At 67.6% G+C, this 22,613-nt stretch carries 19 protein-coding genes and 3 rRNA genes; 13 read left to right on the plus strand and 9 right to left on the minus strand.

What is annotated here, in order from left to right:
• Positions 1-85 precede the first annotated feature (85 nt).
• Entirely contained in the window at positions 86-436 is a 351-nt protein-coding gene (locus FDM97_RS34300; RefSeq protein ID WP_137994360.1) for a metal-sensitive transcriptional regulator, read from the plus strand.
• Between the two features lie 2 nt (positions 437-438).
• Here the strand turns inward: FDM97_RS34300 and FDM97_RS34305 are convergent, their stop codons facing one another.
• Positions 439-633: a hypothetical protein gene (locus FDM97_RS34305; protein ID WP_137994361.1), complete on the minus strand. Its 195-nt coding sequence runs from the start codon at positions 631-633 to the stop codon at positions 439-441.
• Positions 634-731: 98 nt separating this feature from the next.
• On the minus strand, positions 732-1,553 hold the full coding sequence (locus FDM97_RS34310; protein ID WP_137994362.1) for an SCO4651 family lipoprotein: 822 nt from the start codon (positions 1,551-1,553) through the stop codon (positions 732-734).
• A 100-nt stretch (positions 1,554-1,653) separates the two neighbouring features.
• Here FDM97_RS34310 and FDM97_RS36120 point away from each other — a divergent pair, with 100 nt between their 5' ends.
• Positions 1,654-1,803, plus strand: coding sequence for a hypothetical protein (locus FDM97_RS36120; RefSeq protein ID WP_175439341.1), 150 nt, complete (start codon positions 1,654-1,656; stop codon positions 1,801-1,803).
• Between the two features lie 15 nt (positions 1,804-1,818).
• On the opposite strand, the gene FDM97_RS34315 is transcribed toward FDM97_RS36120, so the two are convergent.
• Together FDM97_RS34315 and FDM97_RS34320 are read right to left on the minus strand one after the other, a co-directional pair.
• Positions 1,819-2,541, minus strand: coding sequence for a phosphatase PAP2 family protein (locus FDM97_RS34315; RefSeq protein ID WP_137994363.1), 723 nt, complete (start codon positions 2,539-2,541; stop codon positions 1,819-1,821).
• Positions 2,542-2,734: 193 nt separating this feature from the next.
• Positions 2,735-3,763 (minus strand): C40 family peptidase, encoded by a 1,029-nt coding sequence (locus tag FDM97_RS34320; protein ID WP_137994364.1) that lies wholly within the window; start codon positions 3,761-3,763, stop codon positions 2,735-2,737.
• A 171-nt stretch (positions 3,764-3,934) separates the two neighbouring features.
• On the opposite strand from FDM97_RS34320, the gene FDM97_RS34325 reads away from it, so the two are divergent.
• From FDM97_RS34325 to FDM97_RS34355, 7 genes are all read left to right on the plus strand, one after another.
• A complete protein-coding gene (locus tag FDM97_RS34325) occupies positions 3,935-4,618 on the plus strand; it encodes a hypothetical protein (protein WP_137994365.1) in 684 nt (227 codons plus the stop codon).
• Positions 4,619-4,933: 315 nt separating this feature from the next.
• The gene (locus FDM97_RS34330; protein WP_024757447.1) at positions 4,934-5,242 is read left to right on the plus strand and encodes a hypothetical protein; all 309 of its coding nucleotides are present in this window, start codon (positions 4,934-4,936) and stop codon (positions 5,240-5,242) included.
• A 104-nt stretch (positions 5,243-5,346) separates the two neighbouring features.
• Positions 5,347-6,198: a hypothetical protein gene (locus FDM97_RS34335; RefSeq protein WP_137994366.1), complete on the plus strand. Its 852-nt coding sequence runs from the start codon at positions 5,347-5,349 to the stop codon at positions 6,196-6,198.
• A complete protein-coding gene (locus FDM97_RS34340; protein ID WP_137994367.1) occupies positions 6,188-7,528 on the plus strand; it encodes a hypothetical protein in 1,341 nt (446 codons plus the stop codon). The genes FDM97_RS34335 and FDM97_RS34340 overlap by 11 nt, the downstream gene beginning before the upstream one ends.
• Positions 7,525-9,078 carry an SCO6880 family protein gene (locus FDM97_RS34345; protein ID WP_137994368.1) on the plus strand — a complete coding sequence of 518 codons (1,554 nt, stop codon included), beginning with the start codon at positions 7,525-7,527 and terminating at the stop codon, positions 9,076-9,078. Before FDM97_RS34340 ends, FDM97_RS34345 begins: the two co-directional genes overlap by 4 nt.
• 20 nt (positions 9,079-9,098) lie before the next feature.
• On the plus strand, positions 9,099-10,493 hold the full coding sequence (locus tag FDM97_RS34350; protein ID WP_137994369.1) for an ATP-binding protein: 1,395 nt from the start codon (positions 9,099-9,101) through the stop codon (positions 10,491-10,493).
• A 1-nt stretch (position 10,494) separates the two neighbouring features.
• Positions 10,495-11,994, plus strand: a complete 1,500-nt coding sequence (locus FDM97_RS34355) for a P-loop NTPase family protein (protein WP_137994370.1) — start codon at positions 10,495-10,497, stop codon at positions 11,992-11,994.
• A 22-nt stretch (positions 11,995-12,016) separates the two neighbouring features.
• Here the strand turns inward: FDM97_RS34355 and FDM97_RS34360 are convergent, their stop codons facing one another.
• A complete protein-coding gene (locus FDM97_RS34360) occupies positions 12,017-12,574 on the minus strand; it encodes a GNAT family N-acetyltransferase (protein ID WP_137994371.1) in 558 nt (185 codons plus the stop codon).
• 134 nt (positions 12,575-12,708) lie between these two features.
• Here FDM97_RS34360 and FDM97_RS34365 point away from each other — a divergent pair, with 134 nt between their 5' ends.
• From FDM97_RS34365 to FDM97_RS34380, 4 genes are read left to right on the plus strand one after another with little or no spacing between them, the layout of a single operon-like run.
• A complete protein-coding gene (locus FDM97_RS34365) occupies positions 12,709-13,611 on the plus strand; it encodes an ATP-binding cassette domain-containing protein (RefSeq protein WP_137994372.1) in 903 nt (300 codons plus the stop codon).
• Positions 13,608-14,381 carry an ABC transporter permease gene (locus tag FDM97_RS34370; RefSeq protein WP_137994373.1) on the plus strand — a complete coding sequence of 258 codons (774 nt, stop codon included), beginning with the start codon at positions 13,608-13,610 and terminating at the stop codon, positions 14,379-14,381. Before FDM97_RS34365 ends, FDM97_RS34370 begins: the two co-directional genes overlap by 4 nt.
• Positions 14,382-14,391: 10 nt before the next feature.
• Positions 14,392-15,618 carry a sensor histidine kinase gene (locus FDM97_RS34375; RefSeq protein WP_137994374.1) on the plus strand — a complete coding sequence of 409 codons (1,227 nt, stop codon included), beginning with the start codon at positions 14,392-14,394 and terminating at the stop codon, positions 15,616-15,618.
• On the plus strand, positions 15,615-16,280 hold the full coding sequence (locus FDM97_RS34380; RefSeq protein ID WP_137994375.1) for a response regulator: 666 nt from the start codon (positions 15,615-15,617) through the stop codon (positions 16,278-16,280). The genes FDM97_RS34375 and FDM97_RS34380 overlap by 4 nt, the downstream gene beginning before the upstream one ends.
• Here the strand turns inward: FDM97_RS34380 and FDM97_RS34385 are convergent.
• The 4 genes from FDM97_RS34385 to FDM97_RS34400 form a co-directional block, all read right to left on the minus strand.
• Entirely contained in the window at positions 16,274-16,828 is a 555-nt protein-coding gene (locus FDM97_RS34385; RefSeq protein ID WP_254705861.1) for a Uma2 family endonuclease, read from the minus strand. The genes FDM97_RS34380 and FDM97_RS34385 overlap by 7 nt on opposite strands.
• 86 nt (positions 16,829-16,914) lie before the next feature.
• Positions 16,915-17,031 (minus strand): 5S ribosomal RNA (rrf, locus tag FDM97_RS34390).
• 79 nt (positions 17,032-17,110) lie between these two features.
• Positions 17,111-20,232 (minus strand): 23S ribosomal RNA (locus tag FDM97_RS34395).
• A 286-nt stretch (positions 20,233-20,518) separates the two neighbouring features.
• Positions 20,519-22,044, minus strand: a 16S ribosomal RNA gene (locus FDM97_RS34400).
• The 16S, 23S and 5S rRNA genes sit together here, the layout of an rRNA operon.
• Positions 22,045-22,613: the final 569 nt, after the last annotated feature.

The following is a 22,613-nucleotide window of genomic DNA, read 5'->3' on the forward strand; positions in this document are numbered from 1 at the left end:
ACGGGCCCCCGCCCGGATCGGCGAGGATCGGTACCATATACCCACGAGGGGTATACACACCCTTTATGGACAACGGGAGGACACGATGACGACCACCGAGGCGGCCGAGGTCACCCCCGAGACGCCCGCACCCGTCACGGACCACGACCACGGCGTGCACGGCTACCACAAGCAGAAGGACGAGCACCTCAAGCGGCTGCGCCGGATCGAGGGCCAGATCCGCGGTCTGCAGCGGATGGTCGACGAGGACACGTACTGCATCGACATACTCACCCAGGTCTCGGCCTCCACGAAGGCCCTGCAGTCCTTCGCGCTCCAGCTCCTGGAGGAGCACCTGCGCCACTGCGTCGCCGACGCCGCGCTGAAGGGCGGCGACGAGATCGAGGCGAAGGTCGAGGAGGCCACGAAGGCCATCGCGCGGATGATGCGCACCTGAGGTCAGCAGCCCCGCCCGGCCCGGTCCGCACCCGTGGTGGCGACCCTCAGCACCTCGTCGATGCGGTCCGCGCTGAGCCGCTCGCCGTCGGCCGCCGATGCCGCGATGATCAGCTCACCACACAGCTCGATCTCGGCGAGAGCGACGCAGTCCTGCTCGGTGGGCATTGTCGCGGTACTGGGCGGAGCCACGCGCATTCACCTCTTCCTGCCGGCGTCGGTCTCCCAGCGTAGGGAGCGGGCCACGCACCGCGCATGACACGTCCGGACCATTTGAGGGTGGCCTCCCGCGGCCGCTACACCTTGATCTTCCCGGCGTAGATGTCCTTCCGGCTCGGCAGCCGTACGTCGACGGGGGTGCCGAACGCGTACAGCAGCGTCGTCGAGGCGACCGCGACCGTGCGCCCCTGGTTGGTGAAGCTGAACTGGTGGCGCACCTTGCGGAGCCGGCCCTCGCGGTCCAGGTACGCGTCGAAGGGCACGGTGTCCTTGGTGAACCCTTTCGCCGCCGCGGCCAGTGCCCCGCGCACCTGCGGCGACGCGGCCCGGGCGGCCACGGCGATGTCCGCGACCCCGCGGTAGTGGCTGACTTTCGCCCCCGCCAGATCGACCTCGCCGACGTACGTCACCTGCTGCGCGCCGCGCAGCAGCTCGGCGGCGGCGGCCGGGTCGGTGGCCCCGCCGGTGACGAGATTGCCGTCGTCGAGGGTGGTGGTGTCCACGCGGACCCACTTGTCGTCCGGGACGCCGGCGCCGCGGTTCTTCATGTAGAGCGCGCCCGGGGCGAGGAGCTCGGTGATGGGCCGGTGCTCGCTGGTCCCGGCGGCGTCCGGGGGCAGGACGACCCGCAGGTGCCCGGTGCGCCGCCGGAAGTCGTAGCCGCCCTCGCCGCGGATGGTCACCCGGGTCCCGCCGGCCGCCATCTCCATGCTCGTGCTCGCCTTGGAGCTGCCCGCCCGGGTCAGTACCGCGGCCGCGTCCCGCACGGTCCTCGTCGGATCCCCGCCCGGCTCGGCGTCCTCGGGGGCGGAGCACCCGCCCGTGGTCACGATCACCCCGACCAGGGCCGCGGCGGCGGCGAGAGAGCCACCCCCGCGCCCGTACCCCTGCACCACCATCGCCTGCCAACCCCCAACGCCGTACCACTGCTTGTCCGGGACCCGCCCGACCCGCATAACGACGGCCTGGGCGACCCGTCACGCGCAGTACGGTGGATCCGTGCAGCAGCAGGCCCCGCATCACACGACCACGACGGAACGCGGTTCCTTCGCGATAGCCCGGTGCAGTTGTGGGTGGACGGGCCCGGCCCGGAGATCGCGGGAGCGGGCCCGTACGGACGCGGCGGCGCACACCGCCGAGAACGGCTAGGGGCGCCGAGCGGCGCTAGGCGGCGAGGTCGCTCTCGCCGGAGCCGGGTCCCGATCCCAGGCGGGGCTCGGGGATGTCGAGCGTCTCGGGCCGCGGGCCGCGCCCCGCGGTGCGCCGGGAGCGGACGAGCCGGGCGCCGTGCTTCGAGCGGGCGATCGCGGAGACGACCGGGGTCAGCAGGGCGTGGGCCGGCGGCGCGAGCAGCAGCGCCACCGCCGTACCGAGGGCGAACCCGCCGATGACGTCGGTCGGGTAGTGCACGCCCATGTAGACGCGGCAGAAGCCCTCCGCGAAGGCGAGGGCGATGGCGGCGAGGCCGAGCTTGCGGTGGGCGACGAAGAGTCCGACGCCGATGGCCATCGCCAGGGTCGCGTGGTCGCTGACGAAGGAGAAGTCGGTCTTGCCGGCGACGAGGACCTCGAGCCCCTGGTGGTCCTTGAAGGGCCGGGGCCGCTCGACGAACCCGCGGATGGGGACGTTGACGAGCAGGGCGAGACCGGCGGCCAGAGGCGCCCACACGAGGCCCACGACCCCGGAGACGGAGTCGGCGAGGCCGGCGCGGCGGCGGATGCTCCACCAGCACCAGAGCGCGACCAGGACGAGGCCGAGCATGATGCCGTACTCGCCGACGAACCCCATGACACGGTCGAACCACGGCGGTGCTTCCCGCGCCAGTCCGTTGATGTCGTAGAGCAGGCTGACATCGGGGTTCGAACCGTCCGATGCGAGTCCAGCCATCTGCTGCGGCCCCTTGCCTTGTCACGTGAGTCGACCATGGGCGGTCGGATCAGGGAACGAACCGCCTGAGGCGTGCGTTCCGCTCTTCCTCGACGATCACCCTGACGTTACCGAAGAGTGACACGTCATCGCAGCTCAGGGCCTGTGCATTACGGAGAGTTCCGGCCATCGCCGTCGATATGCCAACGGAACGTCAGGTCTGCGGCAGGTGGGTGGGAAGCGCCGCCGCGCCCTCCCGGGTGACCCGCGTGGCGCCGAAGTAGTCCGGGGTGTCGATCCTGTCGAAGCGGATGACGGCGCCCGTGCGCGGGGCGTCGATCATGTAGCCGCCGCCGACGTAGATGCCGACGTGCCTGATGGCGCGCGAGTTCGTCAGGTCGTCGGAGAAGAAGACCAGGTCGCCCGGGAGCAGTTCGTCCCTGCCGGGGTGCGGTCCCGCGTTGTACTGGTCGTTGGCGACGCGCGGCAGTTCGATCCCGACGCTGCGGTACGCGGCCTGGGTCAGCCCGGAGCAGTCGAACCGGCCGTTCTGCGCGGCCGTTCCCGTACCGCCCCAGAGATAGGGCGTGCCGAGCTTCTGCTGCGCGTAGTAGATCGCCCCGGCGGCCTGCTTCGAGGGCTCGACCCGGCCGACGGGCCGCGCGAAGCTCTTCTCCAGGGAGCGGATGATCCGTACGTAGTTCTGGGTCTCGCTGATCCGCGGCACACCGCCGGACTTGATGACCCGATAGGCGCCCGCGTTGTAGGCGGCGAGCATGTTGTTCGTCGGATCGCCGGGCACGTCCCGCACATAACCGGCGAGCTCGCAGTCGTACGAAGCGGCCGACGGAATCGCGTCCTTGGGATCCCAGACGTCCCGGTCCCCGTCCCCGTCCCCGTCGATGCCGTGCCCGGCCCAGGTGCCGGGGATGAACTGGGCGATGCCCTGGGCGTTGGCGGGCGAGACGATCCTCGGGTTCCAGCCGCTCTCCTGGTAGAGCTGGGCGGCGAGCAGCGCGGGGTTGATGGCGGGGCAGAGGTTCCCCCACTTCTGCACGAGACCCTGATACGCGGCCGGCACGGCCCCCTTGGCGAGGCCCACGGTGCCGTTCTTTGCGTCGCCCGCGCCGCCGATGAGGCCAGCGGCGGCGGAGTACGTGCCGACGACGAGCAGCGCGACGAAGCTGAGGCACACCCCGAAGACCCCACCGGCCACCAGCCATGCCTTGCGCGCCTTACGCACCGTCAACCACCCCTGGGGTCCTGGCAGTCCATCGAGCGACAAGTCTAGGTGCGACGCCCGTCCCGCGGGCAGGCGTGCTGTTACCCGTTTCGGACAAAGTCCTGCAACCCCGGCGGCCCGCCGGCGCGTCTCTCGGCGCACACCGGGATTCGGCCACACAGGGGGATGGACATGAGACACACACGAACGGCAAGACTGGCCGCCGCGAGCCTGACCGCCGCACTGTCCGTGGGGCTGTTGGCCGGCTGCGGCCCGGACGACGGCAGCGGCGACGGCGCACCGGGGCCGGGGCGGCCGACGCGAAGCGCACCCACGCCTTCGGCCACGTCCACGCCCACCCCCACGCCCACCCCCACGCCCAGCCGCCGGCCTGACACCGCAGCCGCGCTGACGTGCGACCAGCTCCGCAACGCCGCCGTGCAGACCGCCGTCGTCAAGCTGCCCGACTACCCCCTCGACTCGATGAGGCTGACCGACGGCCACTGGGAGGGCGAGGACGGCGTCCAGGTCGATCTGCAGACGCCGTGCGCGATCGGACACATCGTCGGAGACCGCGCGGCCGACGCCGTGGGCGTCGTGAAGGTCACCCCCCAGGGCACGGGCCGCTTCTCCACCCTGGTCGTCTGGCGCAACCACCACGGCACCCCGGTCCCGTTCGCCACCGAGTCCCTCGGCGACCGCAACCCGGTGGTCTCCGTCACGGTGACCGGCCCCGCCGTGACCGTGGTCTACCGGACCCGCCGCGACACGGAGCCGCCGGCGGTCGTCACCCTGACCCGTACCGCCGTCTACCGCGTGGCCGGAGCGGGCCTGTACGAGGTCAGCCACGTCGACACGCCCTATGCCGGCGGGTGACGGACCGGTCGGGATCGGCACGGAAGGGGGTGGCGTCGGCGTCGGCTGACGCCCCGCCACCACCCCAAGAGTGCAACAACGACAGTCATTGCCCGGAGTCACCCTCCGTGATACACAGAGTGACCATACGCTTCTTCGCATAGAAACCGGCCACTCTGCCGCAGGTCAAGGCGGTCGGATCGGTCAAGTGTGCGGGGATCGGGTAAAGAGAGCCGTCAAGCCGTCACACGCGAGCGGTTTCATCAGCGAAGATAGGGCGATGACCCATGCCATCAGGCAGGGGCGACGAACTACCCAACAGGGGCGGTGAGTTACATGTACCTGGCGGCCGAGAAGGGCGACATCACCACCATCATCGGTGGAATCGCCCCGAACTGGGGGCCTTTCGGGAGCCTGGGCAATGAAGCCAAGGTGATGATCGAGGTCGTGATGGCCGTGGCCATCCTGCTCTGCCTCGGCATCGCCATCTGGGGAGCGGCCAAGCAGCGCATCGGCGCGACCGCCCTCCGGGACACGTTCAGCGCCGAGCAGGGCAAGGGCCTCATCGTGGCCGGTCTGACCGGAGTCTTCATCATCGGTTCACTGGGGACGTTGTTCACGATCGTGTACGGGATGGCCGTCTAACCACCGAGGTCACGTTCCCTGATGTCCAGTCACCACACCGCGCCCGCGCGGAAACCAGCACGGCTTCTGTCGTACCCGCGAACGGTTGAGGGGGCGTACCCGTCATGAGCCTCGGCGACGACAACGACGGCTTCGGCGGCGGCGGCGTGGGCGGCTCCGGCCAGACCCGCACGCGGCTCCCCGAGGGCGGCAGCGGCGACATCTACGGCGGCGCCCGCCGCCCACCCGCCCGCAGCTCGCGCTCGCTCATCACGGTGGTGGGCGTGGTGGTCCTGCTGATCGCCGCGATCGCCTTCGCCAACAGAGGCGGCACATCGGCCGACGCGGACACGACGGGCACCTCCTCCAACACCCCGGGCAAACCGGCCCCGACGGCGGCGACGGGCGTCCGCCCGGTGACGGGCAACAACGGCGGCATCCCGACGGGCTTCGCGCGGGACGAGCAGGGGGCGCAGAGCGCGGCGTCGAACTATGCGGTCCCCCTCGGTTCTGCCGAGATGTTCGACACGTCCCGTCGCCACGAGATCGTCGACACCGTGTACGACCCCGACATCGCCGCCGCGCGCCAAGGTGACCTCGACAAGGTGTACTCGGACAAGGGATTCCTGACTCGCATCGGTCTCCAGGAGGACGGCAAGGCGCCGAGCGGGCTGACCTTCATCTCACGTGTCATCCCCGTGGGCTCGAAGATCGAGAACTACAGCAGCGACCAGGCAACCGTCGCCGTTTGGTACGCGTCGCTGTTCGGTCTGGCAGGCGAAGGGTCCCAGAACCCGGTGTCCGAGAGCTGGTACACGACGACGTACCAGCTTCGATGGGTCAACGGCGACTGGAAGGTGACGGACTTCGATCAGAAGGACGGTCCCGTCCCGGTCGGCCGCGACCAGGCCGCTTCCAGCGCAGAGGAAATGGCGGGCGCTGTCGATCAGTTCGGAGGGTTCACCTATGCCCGATAAGCGCCCCCGCCGCGCTCTCACCGTCGTCGCTGCTGCGGCGGCGGTCCAGACATTCGCGGCCGTGCACACCCACGCCTTCGCTGCACCGACGCCCACGCCCAGCCCGAGCAGCAGCAACAACCCCTGCGACCTGATCCGTGGCCCGGCCCGGGACTACTGCGAGAACGGCGAGCCCGGCTCCCGTACCCCCCGCGTCGAAGACCCCACCTCCGCCCTCGACCCCCTCTCCTCCCTCGCCCGCGGCTGCGCCGACGCCGCCGTCGCCATCGTCGACAAGCTCTCCGCCGCCGTCAAAGAGACCGCCGACGTCGACTTCACCAACCTCGAGTTCCTCGGCCGCTACGCCATCGTCTTCGCCGCCGCCACCTTCCTCACCCTCCTCCTCTGGCTCCTCGCCGTCGCCAAGCGCGCCATCCGCGGCGTCCCCCTCACCACCGCCATCTCCGAGGCCATCGGCTTCCTCTGGCTGACCGTCCTCGCCTCCGCCTTCACCCCGCTCATCCTCTACACCGTCGTCAACGCCACCGACGCCGTCACCGAGGTCATCGCCTCCGGCACCGGCCAGCAGACCGACGTCTTCTTCGGCAGCTTCAAGCAAGCGCTCCAGAACGGCGACAGCATGGGCGGCGGGCCCATCATGCTGATCATCGTGTCCCTCGTGAGCGTCCTCGCCGCGGGAGTGCTCTACCTCGAGTTGTTCCTGCGCGCCGTCCTGCTCTACGTCGGCGCCCTCCTCGGCGTCGTCGTCTACTCCGGGCTCGTCGACAAGAACATGTGGGGCCACGTCCGCCGCTGGGCCGGGATCATGATCGCGGTGATCCTCGTCAAGCCGGTCATCGTCATCGTGCTCGGACTCGCCGGAGCGCTCTCCTCCGGGACCGGGCCCGACTCGTTCTCGGCCGTCGTCTCCGGGCTCGCGATCATCCTGCTCGCCATCTTCGCCTCCGCGATGATCTACCGCTTCGTCCCCGGCTTCGGCGACGAGATCGTCGCCTCCCGCAACAACCGCCTCCACCGCGCCGGCGAGAACGCGGCCGCCGCCGTCATCTCCTCCCCCGCCTCCCTCGTCTCCCAGGGCATCAAGACCCACAGCGCCCGCGGCGACGGCGGCGGAAACCAGTCCCAGAACAGCGGAGGCGGCGCCGCACGACCCGCCAACCCCCTGGCCGGCGGCGTCGCCGCCCACAGCAGCCGCGGGGGCGGCGGCGGATCTGTCCCCTCCGCCGCACCCCCGCCGCGTAGCGGCACCGGCACCGGCGCCGGCCCCACATCGGGCACCCCGCACAGCAATCGCAAGAACACAGGAAGCACTGGAGGTGGAGGGCGTTGACGACCCAGTCCCAGCCGGTCACGCCCCGCCGTACGTATCTCATCGGCCGTGCCCGGCCGAACGCGATCGTCGGCAAGAACCGCGAGTCCGGCGAGATCGCCCTGATCATCGCCGGCGCGTTCCTCGGCATGATGAGCGGACTCCTCGTCCCCGTCCTCACCCTGCGGATCGTGCTGCTCACCGGCTTCCCGATGCTCGCGCTCGCTGCCGTGTACGTCCCGTACAAGCACCGCACCTTCTACAAATGGTTCGAAATCAACCGTAGTTACAAGAGGATGCTCCGCCGCGGCACCGCCTACCGCTCCACCGCCGTCGAGGCCGGCACCCGCCTCGACGGTCGCGAGGTCGAGGTCGGCCCGCCGCCCGGCATCGGCCGGATCAGCTGGCTCTCCGCGCCCTTCGGCCCCGACGAGATCGCCGTGCTCCTGCACGCCGACCGGCGCACGGTCACCGCCGCCATCGAGATCGAGGGCCCCGGCGTCGGCCTGCGCGACAGCGAGGACCAGGAAGCGCTGGTGGACCGTTTCGGCACGCTCCTGAAGCATGTCGCCAACGGGGACGGCTTCGTCACCCGCATCCAGATGCTCGCCCGCACCCTCCCCGCCGACCCCGACGCACACGCCAAGGACGTCGGCCAGCGCGGCGACCCGAACGCCCCGGCCTGGCTCCAGGACTCGTACGAGCAGCTCCAGTCGATGGTCTCCACCTCCAGCGAGCAGCACCGCGCCTACCTCGTGGCGTGCATGCACTACACCCGCGAACTCGCCGCCGAGGCCAACGCGATGGCCCGCGCCGCCCGCCACACCTCCGGCGCCCGCAAGCTCGACCGCGACGGCGGCCTCGCCGTCGTCATGGCCCGCGAGCTCACCGACATCTGCGCCCGTCTCGCCGAGGCCGACATCCGCGTACGCCAGCCCCTCGGCCAGTCCCGGCTCGCCTCCCTCGTGCACTCCATGTACGACCCGGACCACCCCATCGACCACATCCAGGCCATGACGAAACGAAACGCTTGGCCCGCCGAACTCGACGCGATGGAACCCACCTACCTCCAGGCCAAGACCCGCGAATCCTCCACCCGGGCGCCCTGGTGCCACTCCACGGCCTGGGTGAAGGAGTGGCCGATGACCCCCGTCGGCGTCAACTTCCTCGCCCCGCTCCTCGTCCACACCCCGGACGTGATCCGCACGGTCGCCGTGACCATGGACCTCGAACCCACCGAGGTCGCCATCGAGCGCATGCTCACCGAGAAGACCAACGACGAGGCCGAGGCCTCCCGCCAGGCCAAGATGAACCGCACCGTCGACCCGCGCGACATCGCCGCGCACGGCCGGCTCGACCAGCGGGGTGAAGATCTCGCCAGCGGCGCGGCCGGCGTCAACCTCGTCGGGTACATCACTGTGTCGTCGCGCTCGCCCGAGGCCCTGGCCAGGGACAAGCGCACGATCAGGGCCTCCGCCGGAAAGTCGTATCTGAAGCTGGAGTGGTGCGACCGCGAGCACCACCGGGCCTTTGTGAACACCTTGCCGTTCGCGACCGGCATCCGCCGCTAGCGCCGAAGGGGCACAGACCGATGCGAGATCCGCTGTCCGCCGTCACCGAGGCCTTCACCTCCTTCCTCTTCGGAAAGGTCGAGACGACCCGCCTGCCCGTCCGCACCTCCACCGGCCAGGCCCAGGCCGTCTACCTGCCGACGGCCGCGCCCGGCCTCGGCGACTCCGGCGTGATCATCGGCCGCGAGGTCTACAGCGGCAAGGGCTACATCTACGACCCGTTCCAGCTGTACGGCCAGCAGCTCCCGGCCCCCCACTGGCTGGTGCTCGGCGAGTCCGGCAACGGCAAGTCCGCGCTGGAGAAGACGTACGTCCTGCGGCAGTTGAGGTTCCGCGACCGCCAGGTCGTCGTCCTCGACGCCCAGGGTGAGGACGGCGTCGGCGAGTGGAACCTCATCGCCCAGGAGCTGGGGATAACTCCCATCCGCCTCGACCCGATGGTCGCCGTCGACGCCGGCATCCGGCTCAACCCCCTCGACCCGTCGATCACCACGACCGGGCAGCTCGCCCTGCTCCGTACGATCATCGAGGTCGCCATGGGGCACGGCCTCGACGAGCGCTCCGGCTTCGCGCTCAAGGTCGCCCACGCCTACGTCAACGAGCACATCACCGACCGCCAGCCGATCCTCACCGACATCGTCGAGCAACTGCGCCACCCGAAGGCGGAATCGGCCGAGGCCATGAACGTCGACATAGACGACGTACGCGCCTGGGGCCTGGACGTCGCCCTCGTCCTGGACCGGCTGGTCGACGGCGACCTGCGCGGCATGTTCGACGGCCCGACCACGGTCGGCATCGACCTCGACGCGCCGCTCATCGTCTTCGACCTGTCCCACATCGACCGGAACTCCATCGCCATGCCGATCCTCATGGCGATCGTCGGCGTGTGGCTGGAGCACACCTGGATCCGCCCCGACCGGAAGAAGCGCATCTTCCTGGTCGAGGAGGCCTGGCACATCATCAACAGCCCGTTCGTGGCCCAGCTGTTCCAGCGGCTGCTCAAGTTCGGGCGCCGCCTCGGCCTGTCCTTCGTGGCCGTCGTCCACCACCTGTCGGACGTCGTCGACGGGGCTGCGGCGCGGGAGGCCGCGGCCATCCTCAAGATGGCCTCCACACGCACCATTTATGCCCAGAAAGCCGACGAGGCCCGGGCCACCGGGCGCGTGCTCGGCCTGCCACGGTGGGCGGTCGAGATCATCCCGACCCTCACCCCCGGCATCGCCGTCTGGGACGTCAACGGCAACGTACAGGTGGTCAAACACCTCATCACCGAGAGGGAACGCCCGCTCGTCTACACCGACCGCGCCATGACGGAGTCGTCGGCCGTCGACCCGGAGCTGGAGTGGGAGGCGGAGCAGCGGGCCTCTCTCATCGAGCAGCAGCTGAACGACCCCTCCCAGTCGACGGTGGCATGAGATGTCGAAGGACCAACGGCAAGGGGGGATTCCGGACGGGCTGGTGGTGGGCCTCGTCGGCTTCATGCTCGGCCTGACCCTGCTGGTGTGGACGGCGACCGGCCTGGCCGCCCTGCTCTCGAAGGGCGCCTGGCCGGCCGGGGTCACCTTCACCAGGACCCCGATGGCCGTCCGCTCCCTGATCGGCCGGCCTCAGGACCTGCCGGGCGCCTGGCCGGACACCCCGGCGGGCGAACTGTCGGGGTACGGGCTGTTCTGGGGCCTGCTCATCGGCGAGCTGATGGTGCTGGTGGTTCTCACGGTGTTCGTGGTGGGGACGCTGGCGCGCTGGAGAGCGGTACGGGCGAGTCGGCGGGTCGGCTCGTACGGTACGGAGCAGGGCGCGGGCCACGCCACCGGTCCCCGCTCGTACGCGCCGGACGCCGCGGCCCAGCCGCCCGCGCCCCGGAAGCCGGAGGACCACCAGGGCGAGGCCCCCTACCCACTCGAGGCGGGACCCTCGGGCGCGGCCTCGACCCCGACCCCAGCTCCCGCCCCCGCCCCCGCGCCCGCGCCCGCCCCTGCTCCCGCGCCCACCGCCCCCACCGTCGTCTACGGCACCCCCGCCACCCGCCGCCCCGCCGCGCTCCAGGCCGTCCACGACGCCGAGGGCCCCGTCCTCGTCGTCACCTCCGACCCCACCGTCTGGGCCGAGACCAAGGACGCCCGCGGCAAGCTCGGCCCCGTCCTCGTCTACGACCCCGGGCACCTCTGCGACACCCCCGCCCGCCTCCACTGGTCCCCGTCCGACAACTGCGAGGACCCGGCCACGGCGCAGGAACGGGCGGTCGCGCTACTCGCCCCCGTACGCCCCCCGAGCCGGCTCGACGCCGCCGTCGCCGACACCGCCGAAACGCTCCTGCGCTGCTGGCTGCACGCCGCCGCCCTCGACGGCCGCCCCTTCAAGCAGGTCCACCGCTGGGCCCAGGGCACGGGCGCCCATGAGCCCGTACGGATCCTCCGTACGCACCCCAAGGCCGCCGCGGGACACGCCGGACTCCTGGAGTCCGCGCTCACCGCGCACCCGGAACGGCGCGAGATCGCACAGGAGTTGACCGCGCGGGCGCTCTCCTCGCTCTCCTCGATCCACATCAGGGACGCCTGCACCCCGAATCGAACGGATTCGCTCACGCTGGAATCTTTCGTCGCCGAGGGGGGCACGCTCTATGTGGTGGGTGAACCGATCGAGGACCCGCGCACCCGCCCCGGCGCGATGCCTCTGCTCACCGCTCTCACCGCAAGCGTGGTCGAGCACGGCCGCCGCATGGCCGCACGGTCATCCGACGGTCGGCTCGACCCACCAATGACGCTCGTCCTCGACGACGTCGCCGCTGTGGCTCCCCTTCCCCGGCTCCCGGAGCTGCTGGCAGGCGGTCAGGACCAGGGCCTGCCGACCTTGGTCCTGCTCCGCTCCCGGGAGCAGGCCCGCGCGCGCTGGCCGGAGCCGCTCACGCCCGCCTAGGCATCCCGCTTGGACAGCCCGCCTAGGCATCCCGCCGGATCTCGTACTCCACCTCGCGCGCCGTCTCGTCCCCCGGCATGGGCACGGTCTCCCCCGTCGCCACGAACCCGAACCGCCGGTAGAAGGCGCCGGCCCGCGCGTTCTCCTCGTGCACGTACAGCCGCACCCGCTGGATCTCCGGCGCCGGAAGCGACCAGGACCACTCCACACCCGCCCGGAACAGCGCCTCGGTCACCCCGCTGCCGCGCGCCTCCGGCCGTACGTACACGCCCACGATGTGCGTCTGGTCGATCTTCGCCGGCTCCCCGAACCGCACCTCGTCCGCCGGCCGCTCCACCAGCACCGAGATGGTGCCCGCCCAGCTCCCGTCGGGGCCCTCCGCCACGAACTGCCGCACGCGCGTCCCACTCTCGGACGCCCCCTCCGTCCGCTCCTGCCAGAAGGCGTCGGGCCGCGCGACGGCGACCTCGTACGTCTCCAGGAAGGCGAGGTGCGCCACCGGGTCCTGCAGGGCGGCGAGCCGTATCTCGCGAGCCCGCTCCCACTCGTCGGCGCGGATCGTGCGTATCAGGTAGTCCATGGCCCTGATCTTCACCGTCGTCCGCCGCCTCCGACAAATCCTTATCCGCCGTCGTACCCCGGTACTACGTCCGCCGCCCCGCTCCCGCCCACGGTCGGACGATCCCCCACCGCCCGCTCCGTAGCGTCGTGGACATGATCCGAGCTCACGAACTCACCAAGCGGTACGGGGCCAGGACCGTCGTCCAGGACCTCAGCTTCACCGTCCGCCCCGGTACGGTCACCGGCTTCCTCGGCCCCAACGGAGCCGGAAAGTCCACCACCCTGCGCATGCTCCTCGGCCTGGACGCCCCCACCCGCGGCCGCGCCACGATCGGCGGCCGCGCCTACGCCGCCCACCCCGCGCCCCTCACCCAGGTCGGCGCGCTCCTGGAGGCCCGCTCGGTCCACCCGGGCCGCTCCGCCCACCACCACCTCATGGCGCTCGCGCACACCTACGGCATCCCGCGCTCGCGCGTCGAGCACGTCCTCGGCCTCACGGGCCTGACCGAGGTCGCCCGCCGCAGGGTCAAGGGCTTCTCGCTCGGCATGGGCCAGCGGCTCGGCATCGCCGCCGCGCTCCTCGGCGACCCGGCCACGGTCGTCCTGGACGAGCCGGTCAACGGACTCGACCCCGAGGGCGTGCTGTGGATCCGTACGCTGCTCAAGTCCCTGGCCGCCGAGGGCCGTACCGTCCTCGTCTCCTCCCACCTGATGAGCGAGATGGCCCTGACCGCCGACCGCCTGATCGTCATCGGCAAGGGCCGGCTCCTCGCCGACACCACCGTCGAGGCCCTCGTACGCGACTCCGGCGGCGCCTCGGTCAAGGTCGTCACCCCCGAACCGGACCGCCTCGGCGCACTCCTCCCCGGCGCGCGGATCGTCACGGAGGCCCCCGACACCCTCCGCGTCACCGGCCGGGACGCCGCCGACATCGGCAGGACCGCCGCCGCCCACGGCGTACCGCTGTACGAACTCACCCCGCAGACCGCCTCCCTGGAGCAGGCGTTCATGGACCTCACCCACGACTCGGTCGAATACCAGGGAGCCGCAGCATGACCACCGCGTACCACGTCACCCCCACCCGCGTCCTGCGCTCCGAATGGCACAAGCTGTGGACGGTCCGCTCCACCTGGATCACCGTCCTCGCCTCGGTCGGGTGCCTCCTCGGCGTCGGCATCCTCATGGGCGCCACCTACACCTCCGACGGCGGCGACTCCGACGTCGACACCGTCGTCCTCACCCTCTACGGCTCCCAGCTCGGCGGGATCTGCCTGGCCGTCCTCGGCATCCTGGTCACCGCGGGCGAGTACTCCACCGGCCTGATCAGAGCCTCCCTGACCGCCGTACCGCGTCGATCGCCGGTGCTGTGGGCGAAGGCCGCGGTCTTCACGGCAGCCGTCTTCACCGTCTCCTTCGTGACCGCCCTCATCACCTTCCTCACCGCCCAGCTCTTCCTCCACGACACCGACCAGGCCGCCTCCCTCACCGACGACGGCGTCCTCGCCGCCGTCGCGGGCAACGCCGCCGGCGTCACCCTCCTCAGCCTCATCGCCCTCGGCCTCGGCGCCGCGCTGCGTTCGGTACCGGGCGGGATCGGCGCCTTCATCGGCGGGGTGATGGTGCTGCCGGAGGTGCTCGGGATGCTCCCGTACGACGCCGTGGACACGGCCGTCCGGTACTTCCCCACCCAGACCGCCGGCGCCCTCGGCTCCGCCGACCCGATGCCGAACGCGGCCTCCCCCGGCGCCGCGCTCCTCGCCCTGTGCCTGTGGGCCGCGGCGGCCCTGATCGTCCCCGCCCTGTTGCTCAAGCGCCGGGACGTATGAGGATGAGCGCGTGATCACGGAGAAGCAGCCCGGCGCTCAGGAGGAGCCCCTCAGCCGGTACGTTCAGCGGCAGACCCGGCGGGCGCAGGCCTTCGACACCCGCCGGCCCTGGGTCTGGGACGGTCTCCTCACCCTCTGCTGGACGACCGCCGCCGTCACCGACGCGGCGGGCGGCTGGCGGAACATCGCCCCGGACCCGTCCGTACCGGTCTGGCTGGTCCTGGCCATGAGCCTGGCCTTCTCGGTCCCTCTGCTCTGGCGCCGGCGCCACCCGATCGCCGTCCTCTCCGTGATGACGTGCGCGTCCCTCCTCAGCAACTGGACCGGCGCCTTCCTCCAGGCCGCGTTCCTCCAGCTGCTCGTCGTCTTCCACATCACACTGCGGCTGCCCCTCCGCACCCTCTGGTGGACGCTCGCACTGATCACCCCACCCCTGGTGGTCGGTGCGATCCGCTTCCCGCAGGGAAGCTGGGACCAACAAGTCGTCCCGACCCTGTGGGCGTACGCGATGGCGGCGCTGCTCGGCATCGCGGTCCGCTCCCGCAAGGACCACACCGCCGCCCTCGTCGACCGGGCCCGCCGCCTCGAAGTTGAGCGCGACCAGCAGGCACAGCTCGCCGCGGCCGCCGAACGCACCCGGATCGCCCGGGAGATGCACGACATCATCGGCCACAACCTCTCCGTCATCACGGGCCTCGCGGACGGCGGCCGATACGCGGCGGCCAAGAGCCCCGAACAGGCCGCCCGCGCCCTCGACGCCATCGGCACCACCAGCCGCCAGGCACTCGCCGAACTCCGCCGCCTCCTGCGCGGCGAGGCCGTACGCGATCCGCAGCCCACACTGGCCGACCTGGGCGCACTGGTCGCCGGCGTACGGACGGCCGGTCTGCCGGTACGGCTGGAGATCCGCGACGAGCCCGCACCCGAGGCCCAACCCCTGGCGGCAGGCGCACAGCTGACGGTCTACCGGGTCGCCCAGGAAGCCCTGACGAACACGCTCAAGCACGCGGGCCCCGGGGCCGAGTCCTCCGTCGTCCTGTCCTACGGCCCCGAGGAAATGACGCTCGAGGTGACGGACACGGGCGGCCCGGGGAACGACGTCATCGGCACCGGCCAGGGAGTGACGGGTATGCGCGAGCGCGCCGCCCTCTATGACGGCACACTCGAAGCCGGCCCGCTGCCGACCGGCGGCTGGCGCGTACGACTCCGACTCCCCCTGGAGGACTCCCTCTCGTGACGACGGTGCTCATCGCGGACGACCAGCCAATGCAACGCTTCGGCTTCCGCATGCTGCTGGAGAGCCAGGACGACATGACGGTCGTCGCAGAGGCGGCGAACGGCACCGAGGCCGTCCGCCTGGTGGACCGTCACCATCCCGACGTCGTCCTGATGGACGTCCGGATGCCCGGCCTCGACGGCATCGAGGCCACCCGCCGCATCATCGCGGCCGGCGCCCGCACCCGCGTCCTGATCGTCACCACCTTCGACCTCGACGAGTACGCGTACGACGGCCTGCGCGCGGGCGCCAGCGGCTTCCTGGTGAAGGACGCCCAGCCCGAGGAACTCCTTTCGGGCATCCGCGCGGTCGCGAGCGGCGACGCGGTGGTGGCCCCGAGCCTCACCCGCCGGCTCCTGGACGCGTACATCCACCACCTCCCGGCGACCTCGGGCCCACCACCGGAGGACCACCGCCTGTCGGCCCTCACGGACCGGGAACGCGAGATCCTCACGGTCATCGGCCAGGGCTGGACCAACACGGAGATCGCGGAACGCCTCCACCTGGCCGAGTCGACGGTGAAGACCCACGTGAGTCGCATCCTGGCGAAGACGGGCGCCCGGGACCGCGTCCAGGCGGTGATCCTGGCGTACGACACCCAACTGGTGACCCCGGGTCAGTGATACGGGTTCAGCGGCGTCAGGTCGAGATCGAACCCGAAGGGTCCGGGGATACGGATGGTCTCCCCGAACTTCCGGTCGGTGCGGGTGTGGTACTTGTCGTGGTTCGGCTCGGAGAACAACGTGACTGTGGAGTCGCGGGCGTCGACGATCAGGTACAGAGGAATCCTCATGACCGCGTAGTCGGAGAGCTTGGCCACCCAGTCGTTCTCCGGGTTCGAGGGCGAGACGATCTCGACGGCGATGAGAGCGAGATCCGCCGCAGCGGTGTTCCCTTCCCCCTCCATGACCTCGTCGGGCAGGTAACTGAGATCCGGGTTCCGGAGCTTCGCCGCGTAGGGCGATCCGAGGTCGGTGTTCTCGGTCGGTACGTAGCCGGCCGGGCAATGCGCGTCGAACTGGCGGCGCAGATGGAACAGGTTGCGCTGGTGGATCATCGTGGGCGCGGCCTGCATGATGATCGTGCCGTCGGTGTACTCCACCTTCACCCCCTTGGGGGCGATCCGCTGAGCTTCTTCGAGGAGGGGCAGGTGCTGCGGGTCGATCGTCACGGTGTCCTCCAGAGGGTGGCCCGACCAGAGTACCCAAACGCAGAAAAGCCCCGCACCAGAAGGTGCGGGGCTTTCCCACAATGATTGTTCGGCGGCGTCCTACTCTCCCACAGGGTCCCCCCTGCAGTACCATCGGCGCTGAAAGGCTTAGCTTCCGGGTTCGGAATGTAACCGGGCGTTTCCCTAACGCTATGACCACCGAAACTCTATGAAGTTGAACCGCCGCACCCCGCAGGGGGCGTGTTCGTTACTTCAGAACTAACACAGTGGACGCGAGCAACTGAGGACAAGCCCTCGGCCTATTAGTACCGGTCAGCTCCACCCATTACTGGGCTTCCACATCCGGCCTATCAACCCAGTCGTCTACTGGGAGCCTTACCCTCTCAAGGAGGTGGGAATACTCATCTCGAAGCAGGCTTCCCGCTTAGATGCTTTCAGCGGTTATCCCTCCCGAACGTAGCCAACCAGCCATGCCCTTGGCAGGACAACTGGCACACCAGAGGTTCGTCCGTCCCGGTCCTCTCGTACTAGGGACAGCCCTTCTCAATATTCCTACGCGCACAGCGGATAGGGACCGAACTGTCTCACGACGTTCTAAACCCAGCTCGCGTACCGCTTTAATGGGCGAACAGCCCAACCCTTGGGACCGACTCCAGCCCCAGGATGCGACGAGCCGACATCGAGGTGCCAAACCATCCCGTCGATATGGACTCTTGGGGAAGATCAGCCTGTTATCCCCGGGGTACCTTTTATCCGTTGAGCGACGGCGCTTCCACAAGCCACCGCCGGATCACTAGTCCCGACTTTCGTCCCTGCTCGACCCGTCGGTCTCACAGTCAAGCTCCCTTGTGCACTTACACTCAACACCTGATTGCCAACCAGGCTGAGGGAACCTTTGGGCGCCTCCGTTACCCTTTGGGAGGCAACCGCCCCAGTTAAACTACCCATCAGACACTGTCCCTGATCCGGATCACGGACCGAGGTTAGACATCCAGCACGACCAGAGTGGTATTTCAACGGCGACTCCACCATGACTGGCGTCACGGCTTCAAAGTCTCCCACCTATCCTACACAAGCCGAACCGAACACCAATATCAAACTGTAGTAAAGGTCCCGGGGTCTTTCCGTCCTGCTGCGCGAAACGAGCATCTTTACTCGTAGTGCAATTTCACCGGGCCTATGGTTGAGACAGTCGAGAAGTCGTTACGCCATTCGTGCAGGTCGGAACTTACCCGACAAGGAATTTCGCTACCTTAGGATGGTTATAGTTACCACCGCCGTTTACTGGCGCTTAAGTTCTCAGCTTCGCCCTGTCGAAACAGAGCTAACCGGTCCCCTTAACGTTCCAGCACCGGGCAGGCGTCAGTCCGTATACATCGCCTTACGGCTTCGCACGGACCTGTGTTTTTAGTAAACAGTCGCTTCTCGCTGGTCTCTGCGGCCACCCCCAGCTCACGGAGTAAATCCGATCACCAGTGATGGCCCCCCTTCTCCCGAAGTTACGGGGGCATTTTGCCGAGTTCCTTAACCATAGTTCACCCGAACGCCTCGGTATTCTCTACCTGACCACCTGAGTCGGTTTAGGGTACGGGCCGCCATGAAACTCGCTAGAGGCTTTTCTCGACAGCATAGGATCATCCACTTCACCACAATCGGCTCGGCATCAGGTCTCAGCCTTAATGTGTGACGGATTTGCCTATCACACGGCCTACACCCTTACCCCGGGACAACCACCGCCCGGGCTGGACTACCTTCCTGCGTCACCCCATCGCTTACCTACTACCACCTTGGGTCAGCGGCTCCACCACTCCCCTTTGCCCGAAGGCTCCGGGGCGGCTTCACGGCCTTAGCATTAATGGGCTCGATATTGGGCGTTTCAAAGCGGGTACCGGAATATCAACCGGTTGTCCATCGACTACGCCTGTCGGCCTCGCCTTAGGTCCCGACTTACCCTGGGCAGATCAGCTTGACCCAGGAACCCTTAGTCAATCGGCGCACACGTTTCTCACGTGTGTATCGCTACTCATGCCTGCATTCTCACTCGTGAACCGTCCACAACTCGCTTCCGCGGCTGCTTCACCCGGCACACGACGCTCCCCTACCCATCACAGTCCCCGTTGGGGGTATGTACTGCAATGACACGACTTCGGCGGTACGCTTGAGCCCCGCTACATTGTCGGCGCGGAATCACTTGACCAGTGAGCTATTACGCACTCTTTCAAGGGTGGCTGCTTCTAAGCCAACCTCCTGGTTGTCTCTGCGACTCCACATCCTTTCCCACTTAGCGTACGCTTAGGGGCCTTAGTCGATGCTCTGGGCTGTTTCCCTCTCGACCATGGAGCTTATCCCCCACAGTCTCACTGCCGCGCTCTCACTTACCGGCATTCGGAGTTTGGCTAAGGTCAGTAACCCGGTAGGGCCCATCGCCTATCCAGTGCTCTACCTCCGGCAAGAAACACACGACGCTGCACCTAAATGCATTTCGGGGAGAACCAGCTATCACGGAGTTTGATTGGCCTTTCACCCCTAACCACAGGTCATCCCCCAGGTTTTCAACCCTGGTGGGTTCGGTCCTCCACGAAGTCTTACCTCCGCTTCAACCTGCCCATGGCTAGATCACTCCGCTTCGGGTCTTGAGCGTGCTACTGAATCGCCCTATTCGGACTCGCTTTCGCTACGGCTTCCCCACACGGGTTAACCTCGCAACACACCGCAAACTCGCAGGCTCATTCTTCAAAAGGCACGCAGTCACGACCCACATCCGAAGATGTGAGCGACGCTCCCACGGCTTGTAGGCACACGGTTTCAGGTACTATTTCACTCCGCTCCCGCGGTACTTTTCACCATTCCCTCACGGTACTATCCGCTATCGGTCACCAGGGAATATTTAGGCTTAGCGGGTGGTCCCGCCAGATTCACACGGGATTTCTCGGGCCCCGTGCTACTTGGGTGTCTCTCAAACGAGCCGTATGAATTTCAGCTACGGGGGTCTTACCCTCTACGCCGGACCTTTCGCATGTCCTTCGCCTATCCATACGGTTTCTGACTCGTCTCACAGCCGGCAGACTGTGAAAGAGAGATCCCACAACCCCGTATGCGCAACCCCTGCCGGGTATCACACGCATACGGTTTGGCCTCATCCGGTTTCGCTCGCCACTACTCCCGGAATCACGGTTGTTTTCTCTTCCTGAGGGTACTGAGATGTTTCACTTCCCCTCGTTCCCTCCACATGCCCTATGTGTTCAGGCATGGGTGACAGCCCATGACGACTGCCGGGTTTCCCCATTCGGAAACCCCCGGATCAAAGCCTGGTTGACGGCTCCCCGGGGACTATCGTGGCCTCCCACGTCCTTCATCGGTTCCTGGTGCCAAGGCATCCACCGTGCGCCCTTAAAAACTTGGCCACAGATGCTCGCGTCCACTGTGTAGTTCTCAAGCAACGACCAGCCACCCATCACCCTGATCCAAAGAACCAGGTTCACTGGGGCCGGCATCGCGAAGATACAAACCTTACGGCCGTACCCTCAGATACCCAACAACGTGCCAAGCACGATCCCTCGGATCATCCCCACGTTCCACGCCGAAGCGGTACTGGTGAGGTGAACCTCGTGATCGTGCCAACTAATCAACGTTCCACCCATGAGCTGACCGTGCGAGACGTTTGCTCGCAATCGGTACTGTGCTCCTTAGAAAGGAGGTGATCCAGCCGCACCTTCCGGTACGGCTACCTTGTTACGACTTCGTCCCAATCGCCAGTCCCACCTTCGACAGCTCCCTCCCACAAGGGGTTGGGCCACCGGCTTCGGGTGTTACCGACTTTCGTGACGTGACGGGCGGTGTGTACAAGGCCCGGGAACGTATTCACCGCAGCAATGCTGATCTGCGATTACTAGCAACTCCGACTTCATGGGGTCGAGTTGCAGACCCCAATCCGAACTGAGACCGGCTTTTTGAGATTCGCTCCGCCTCGCGGCATCGCAGCTCTTTGTACCGGCCATTGTAGCACGTGTGCAGCCCAAGACATAAGGGGCATGATGACTTGACGTCGTCCCCACCTTCCTCCGAGTTGACCCCGGCGGTCTCCTGTGAGTCCCCATCACCCCGAAGGGCATGCTGGCAACACAGGACAAGGGTTGCGCTCGTTGCGGGACTTAACCCAACATCTCACGACACGAGCTGACGACAGCCATGCACCACCTGTATACCGACCACAAGGGGGGCACTATCTCTAATGCTTTCCGGTATATGTCAAGCCTTGGTAAGGTTCTTCGCGTTGCGTCGAATTAAGCCACATGCTCCGCTGCTTGTGCGGGCCCCCGTCAATTCCTTTGAGTTTTAGCCTTGCGGCCGTACTCCCCAGGCGGGGAACTTAATGCGTTAGCTGCGGCACCGACGACGTGGAATGTCGCCAACACCTAGTTCCCAACGTTTACGGCGTGGACTACCAGGGTATCTAATCCTGTTCGCTCCCCACGCTTTCGCTCCTCAGCGTCAGTAATGGCCCAGAGATCCGCCTTCGCCACCGGTGTTCCTCCTGATATCTGCGCATTTCACCGCTACACCAGGAATTCCGATCTCCCCTACCACACTCTAGCCTGCCCGTATCGGATGCAGACCCGGGGTTAAGCCCCGGGCTTTCACACCCGACGTGACAAGCCGCCTACGAGCTCTTTACGCCCAATAATTCCGGACAACGCTTGCGCCCTACGTATTACCGCGGCTGCTGGCACGTAGTTAGCCGGCGCTTCTTCTGCAGGTACCGTCACTTTCGCTTCTTCCCTGCTGAAAGAGGTTTACAACCCGAAGGCCGTCATCCCTCACGCGGCGTCGCTGCATCAGGCTTTCGCCCATTGTGCAATATTCCCCACTGCTGCCTCCCGTAGGAGTCTGGGCCGTGTCTCAGTCCCAGTGTGGCCGGTCGCCCTCTCAGGCCGGCTACCCGTCGTCGCCTTGGTGGGCCATTACCCCACCAACAAGCTGATAGGCCGCGGGCTCATCCTTCACCGCCGGAGCTTTCAACCAGCTTCCATGCGGAAGCCGGTGTTATCCGGTATTAGACCCCGTTTCCAGGGCTTGTCCCAGAGTGAAGGGCAGATTGCCCACGTGTTACTCACCCGTTCGCCACTAATCCACCCCGAAGGGCTTCATCGTTCGACTTGCATGTGTTAAGCACGCCGCCAGCGTTCGTCCTGAGCCAGGATCAAACTCTCCGTGAATGTTTACCGGTTATCCGGTGCACACCACGAGAGCGGAACGACCGGTCGGAATAGGACCAGTCGTTCACAGCGTCCTCGCTGTGTTGTTGCCTACCCGCCGCATGGGCCGGTAGGACTTTCAAAGGAACCTCGCCATCCGAAGATGGACGGGGTATCAACTAATCTGGCGTTGATTTTTGGCACGCTGTTGAGTTCTCAAGGAACGGACGCTTCCTTCGTACTCACCCTCTCGGGCTTTCCTCCGGGCTTTTCCCTTCGGTCTTTCGTGTTTCCAGCTTAGCAGATCCGTTTTCCGTTTCCGCCACCCGCTGGAGCGGGCTGCCGGGCCGTTCTTCGCTTTCGCGTTTCCCTTTCCGGCGGTTCCGACTCTATCAGATCCTTTCGGGCCTGATTCCCAGTCAGAGGGGGTTGTCTTTGCGGCTGTTGGGCCGTTCCGACGCTCAAACTCTAGCGGATTCCCCGGGCGACTCATAATCGAGTCGTTCGAAATGAATTTCGGCATGCCGAAATTCGTCCCGGTGGGGAGATCGTGCTGAGTTGAGTTGCCGCATCAGCGGCGGGAGTGGCTG

This window comes from Streptomyces vilmorinianum, from assembly GCF_005517195.1.
Lineage (GTDB): Bacteria > Actinomycetota > Actinomycetes > Streptomycetales > Streptomycetaceae > Streptomyces > Streptomyces vilmorinianum.

What these genes read in the sequence shown, in the direction of transcription:
- FDM97_RS34350 (WP_137994369.1), top strand. Translation starts at nt 9,099, where the DNA reads ATGCGAGATCCGCTGTCCGCCGTCACCGAGGCCTTCACCTCCTTCCTC.
- FDM97_RS34360 (WP_137994371.1), bottom strand. Translation starts at nt 12,574, where the DNA reads ATGGACTACCTGATACGCACGATCCGCGCCGACGAGTGGGAGCGGGCT.
- FDM97_RS34370 (WP_137994373.1), top strand. Translation starts at nt 13,608, where the DNA reads ATGACCACCGCGTACCACGTCACCCCCACCCGCGTCCTGCGCTCCGAA.
- FDM97_RS34305 (WP_137994361.1), bottom strand. Translation starts at nt 633, where the DNA reads ATGCGCGTGGCTCCGCCCAGTACCGCGACAATGCCCACCGAGCAGGAC.
- FDM97_RS34330 (WP_024757447.1), top strand. Translation starts at nt 4,934, where the DNA reads ATGTACCTGGCGGCCGAGAAGGGCGACATCACCACCATCATCGGTGGA.
- FDM97_RS34335 (WP_137994366.1), top strand. Translation starts at nt 5,347, where the DNA reads ATGAGCCTCGGCGACGACAACGACGGCTTCGGCGGCGGCGGCGTGGGC.
- FDM97_RS34340 (WP_137994367.1), top strand. Translation starts at nt 6,188, where the DNA reads ATGCCCGATAAGCGCCCCCGCCGCGCTCTCACCGTCGTCGCTGCTGCG.
- FDM97_RS34310 (WP_137994362.1), bottom strand. Translation starts at nt 1,553, where the DNA reads ATGGTGGTGCAGGGGTACGGGCGCGGGGGTGGCTCTCTCGCCGCCGCC.
- FDM97_RS34325 (WP_137994365.1), top strand. Translation starts at nt 3,935, where the DNA reads ATGAGACACACACGAACGGCAAGACTGGCCGCCGCGAGCCTGACCGCC.
- FDM97_RS34300 (WP_137994360.1), top strand. Translation starts at nt 86, where the DNA reads ATGACGACCACCGAGGCGGCCGAGGTCACCCCCGAGACGCCCGCACCC.
- FDM97_RS34365 (WP_137994372.1), top strand. Translation starts at nt 12,709, where the DNA reads ATGATCCGAGCTCACGAACTCACCAAGCGGTACGGGGCCAGGACCGTC.
- FDM97_RS34355 (WP_137994370.1), top strand. Translation starts at nt 10,495, where the DNA reads ATGTCGAAGGACCAACGGCAAGGGGGGATTCCGGACGGGCTGGTGGTG.
- FDM97_RS34315 (WP_137994363.1), bottom strand. Translation starts at nt 2,541, where the DNA reads ATGGCTGGACTCGCATCGGACGGTTCGAACCCCGATGTCAGCCTGCTC.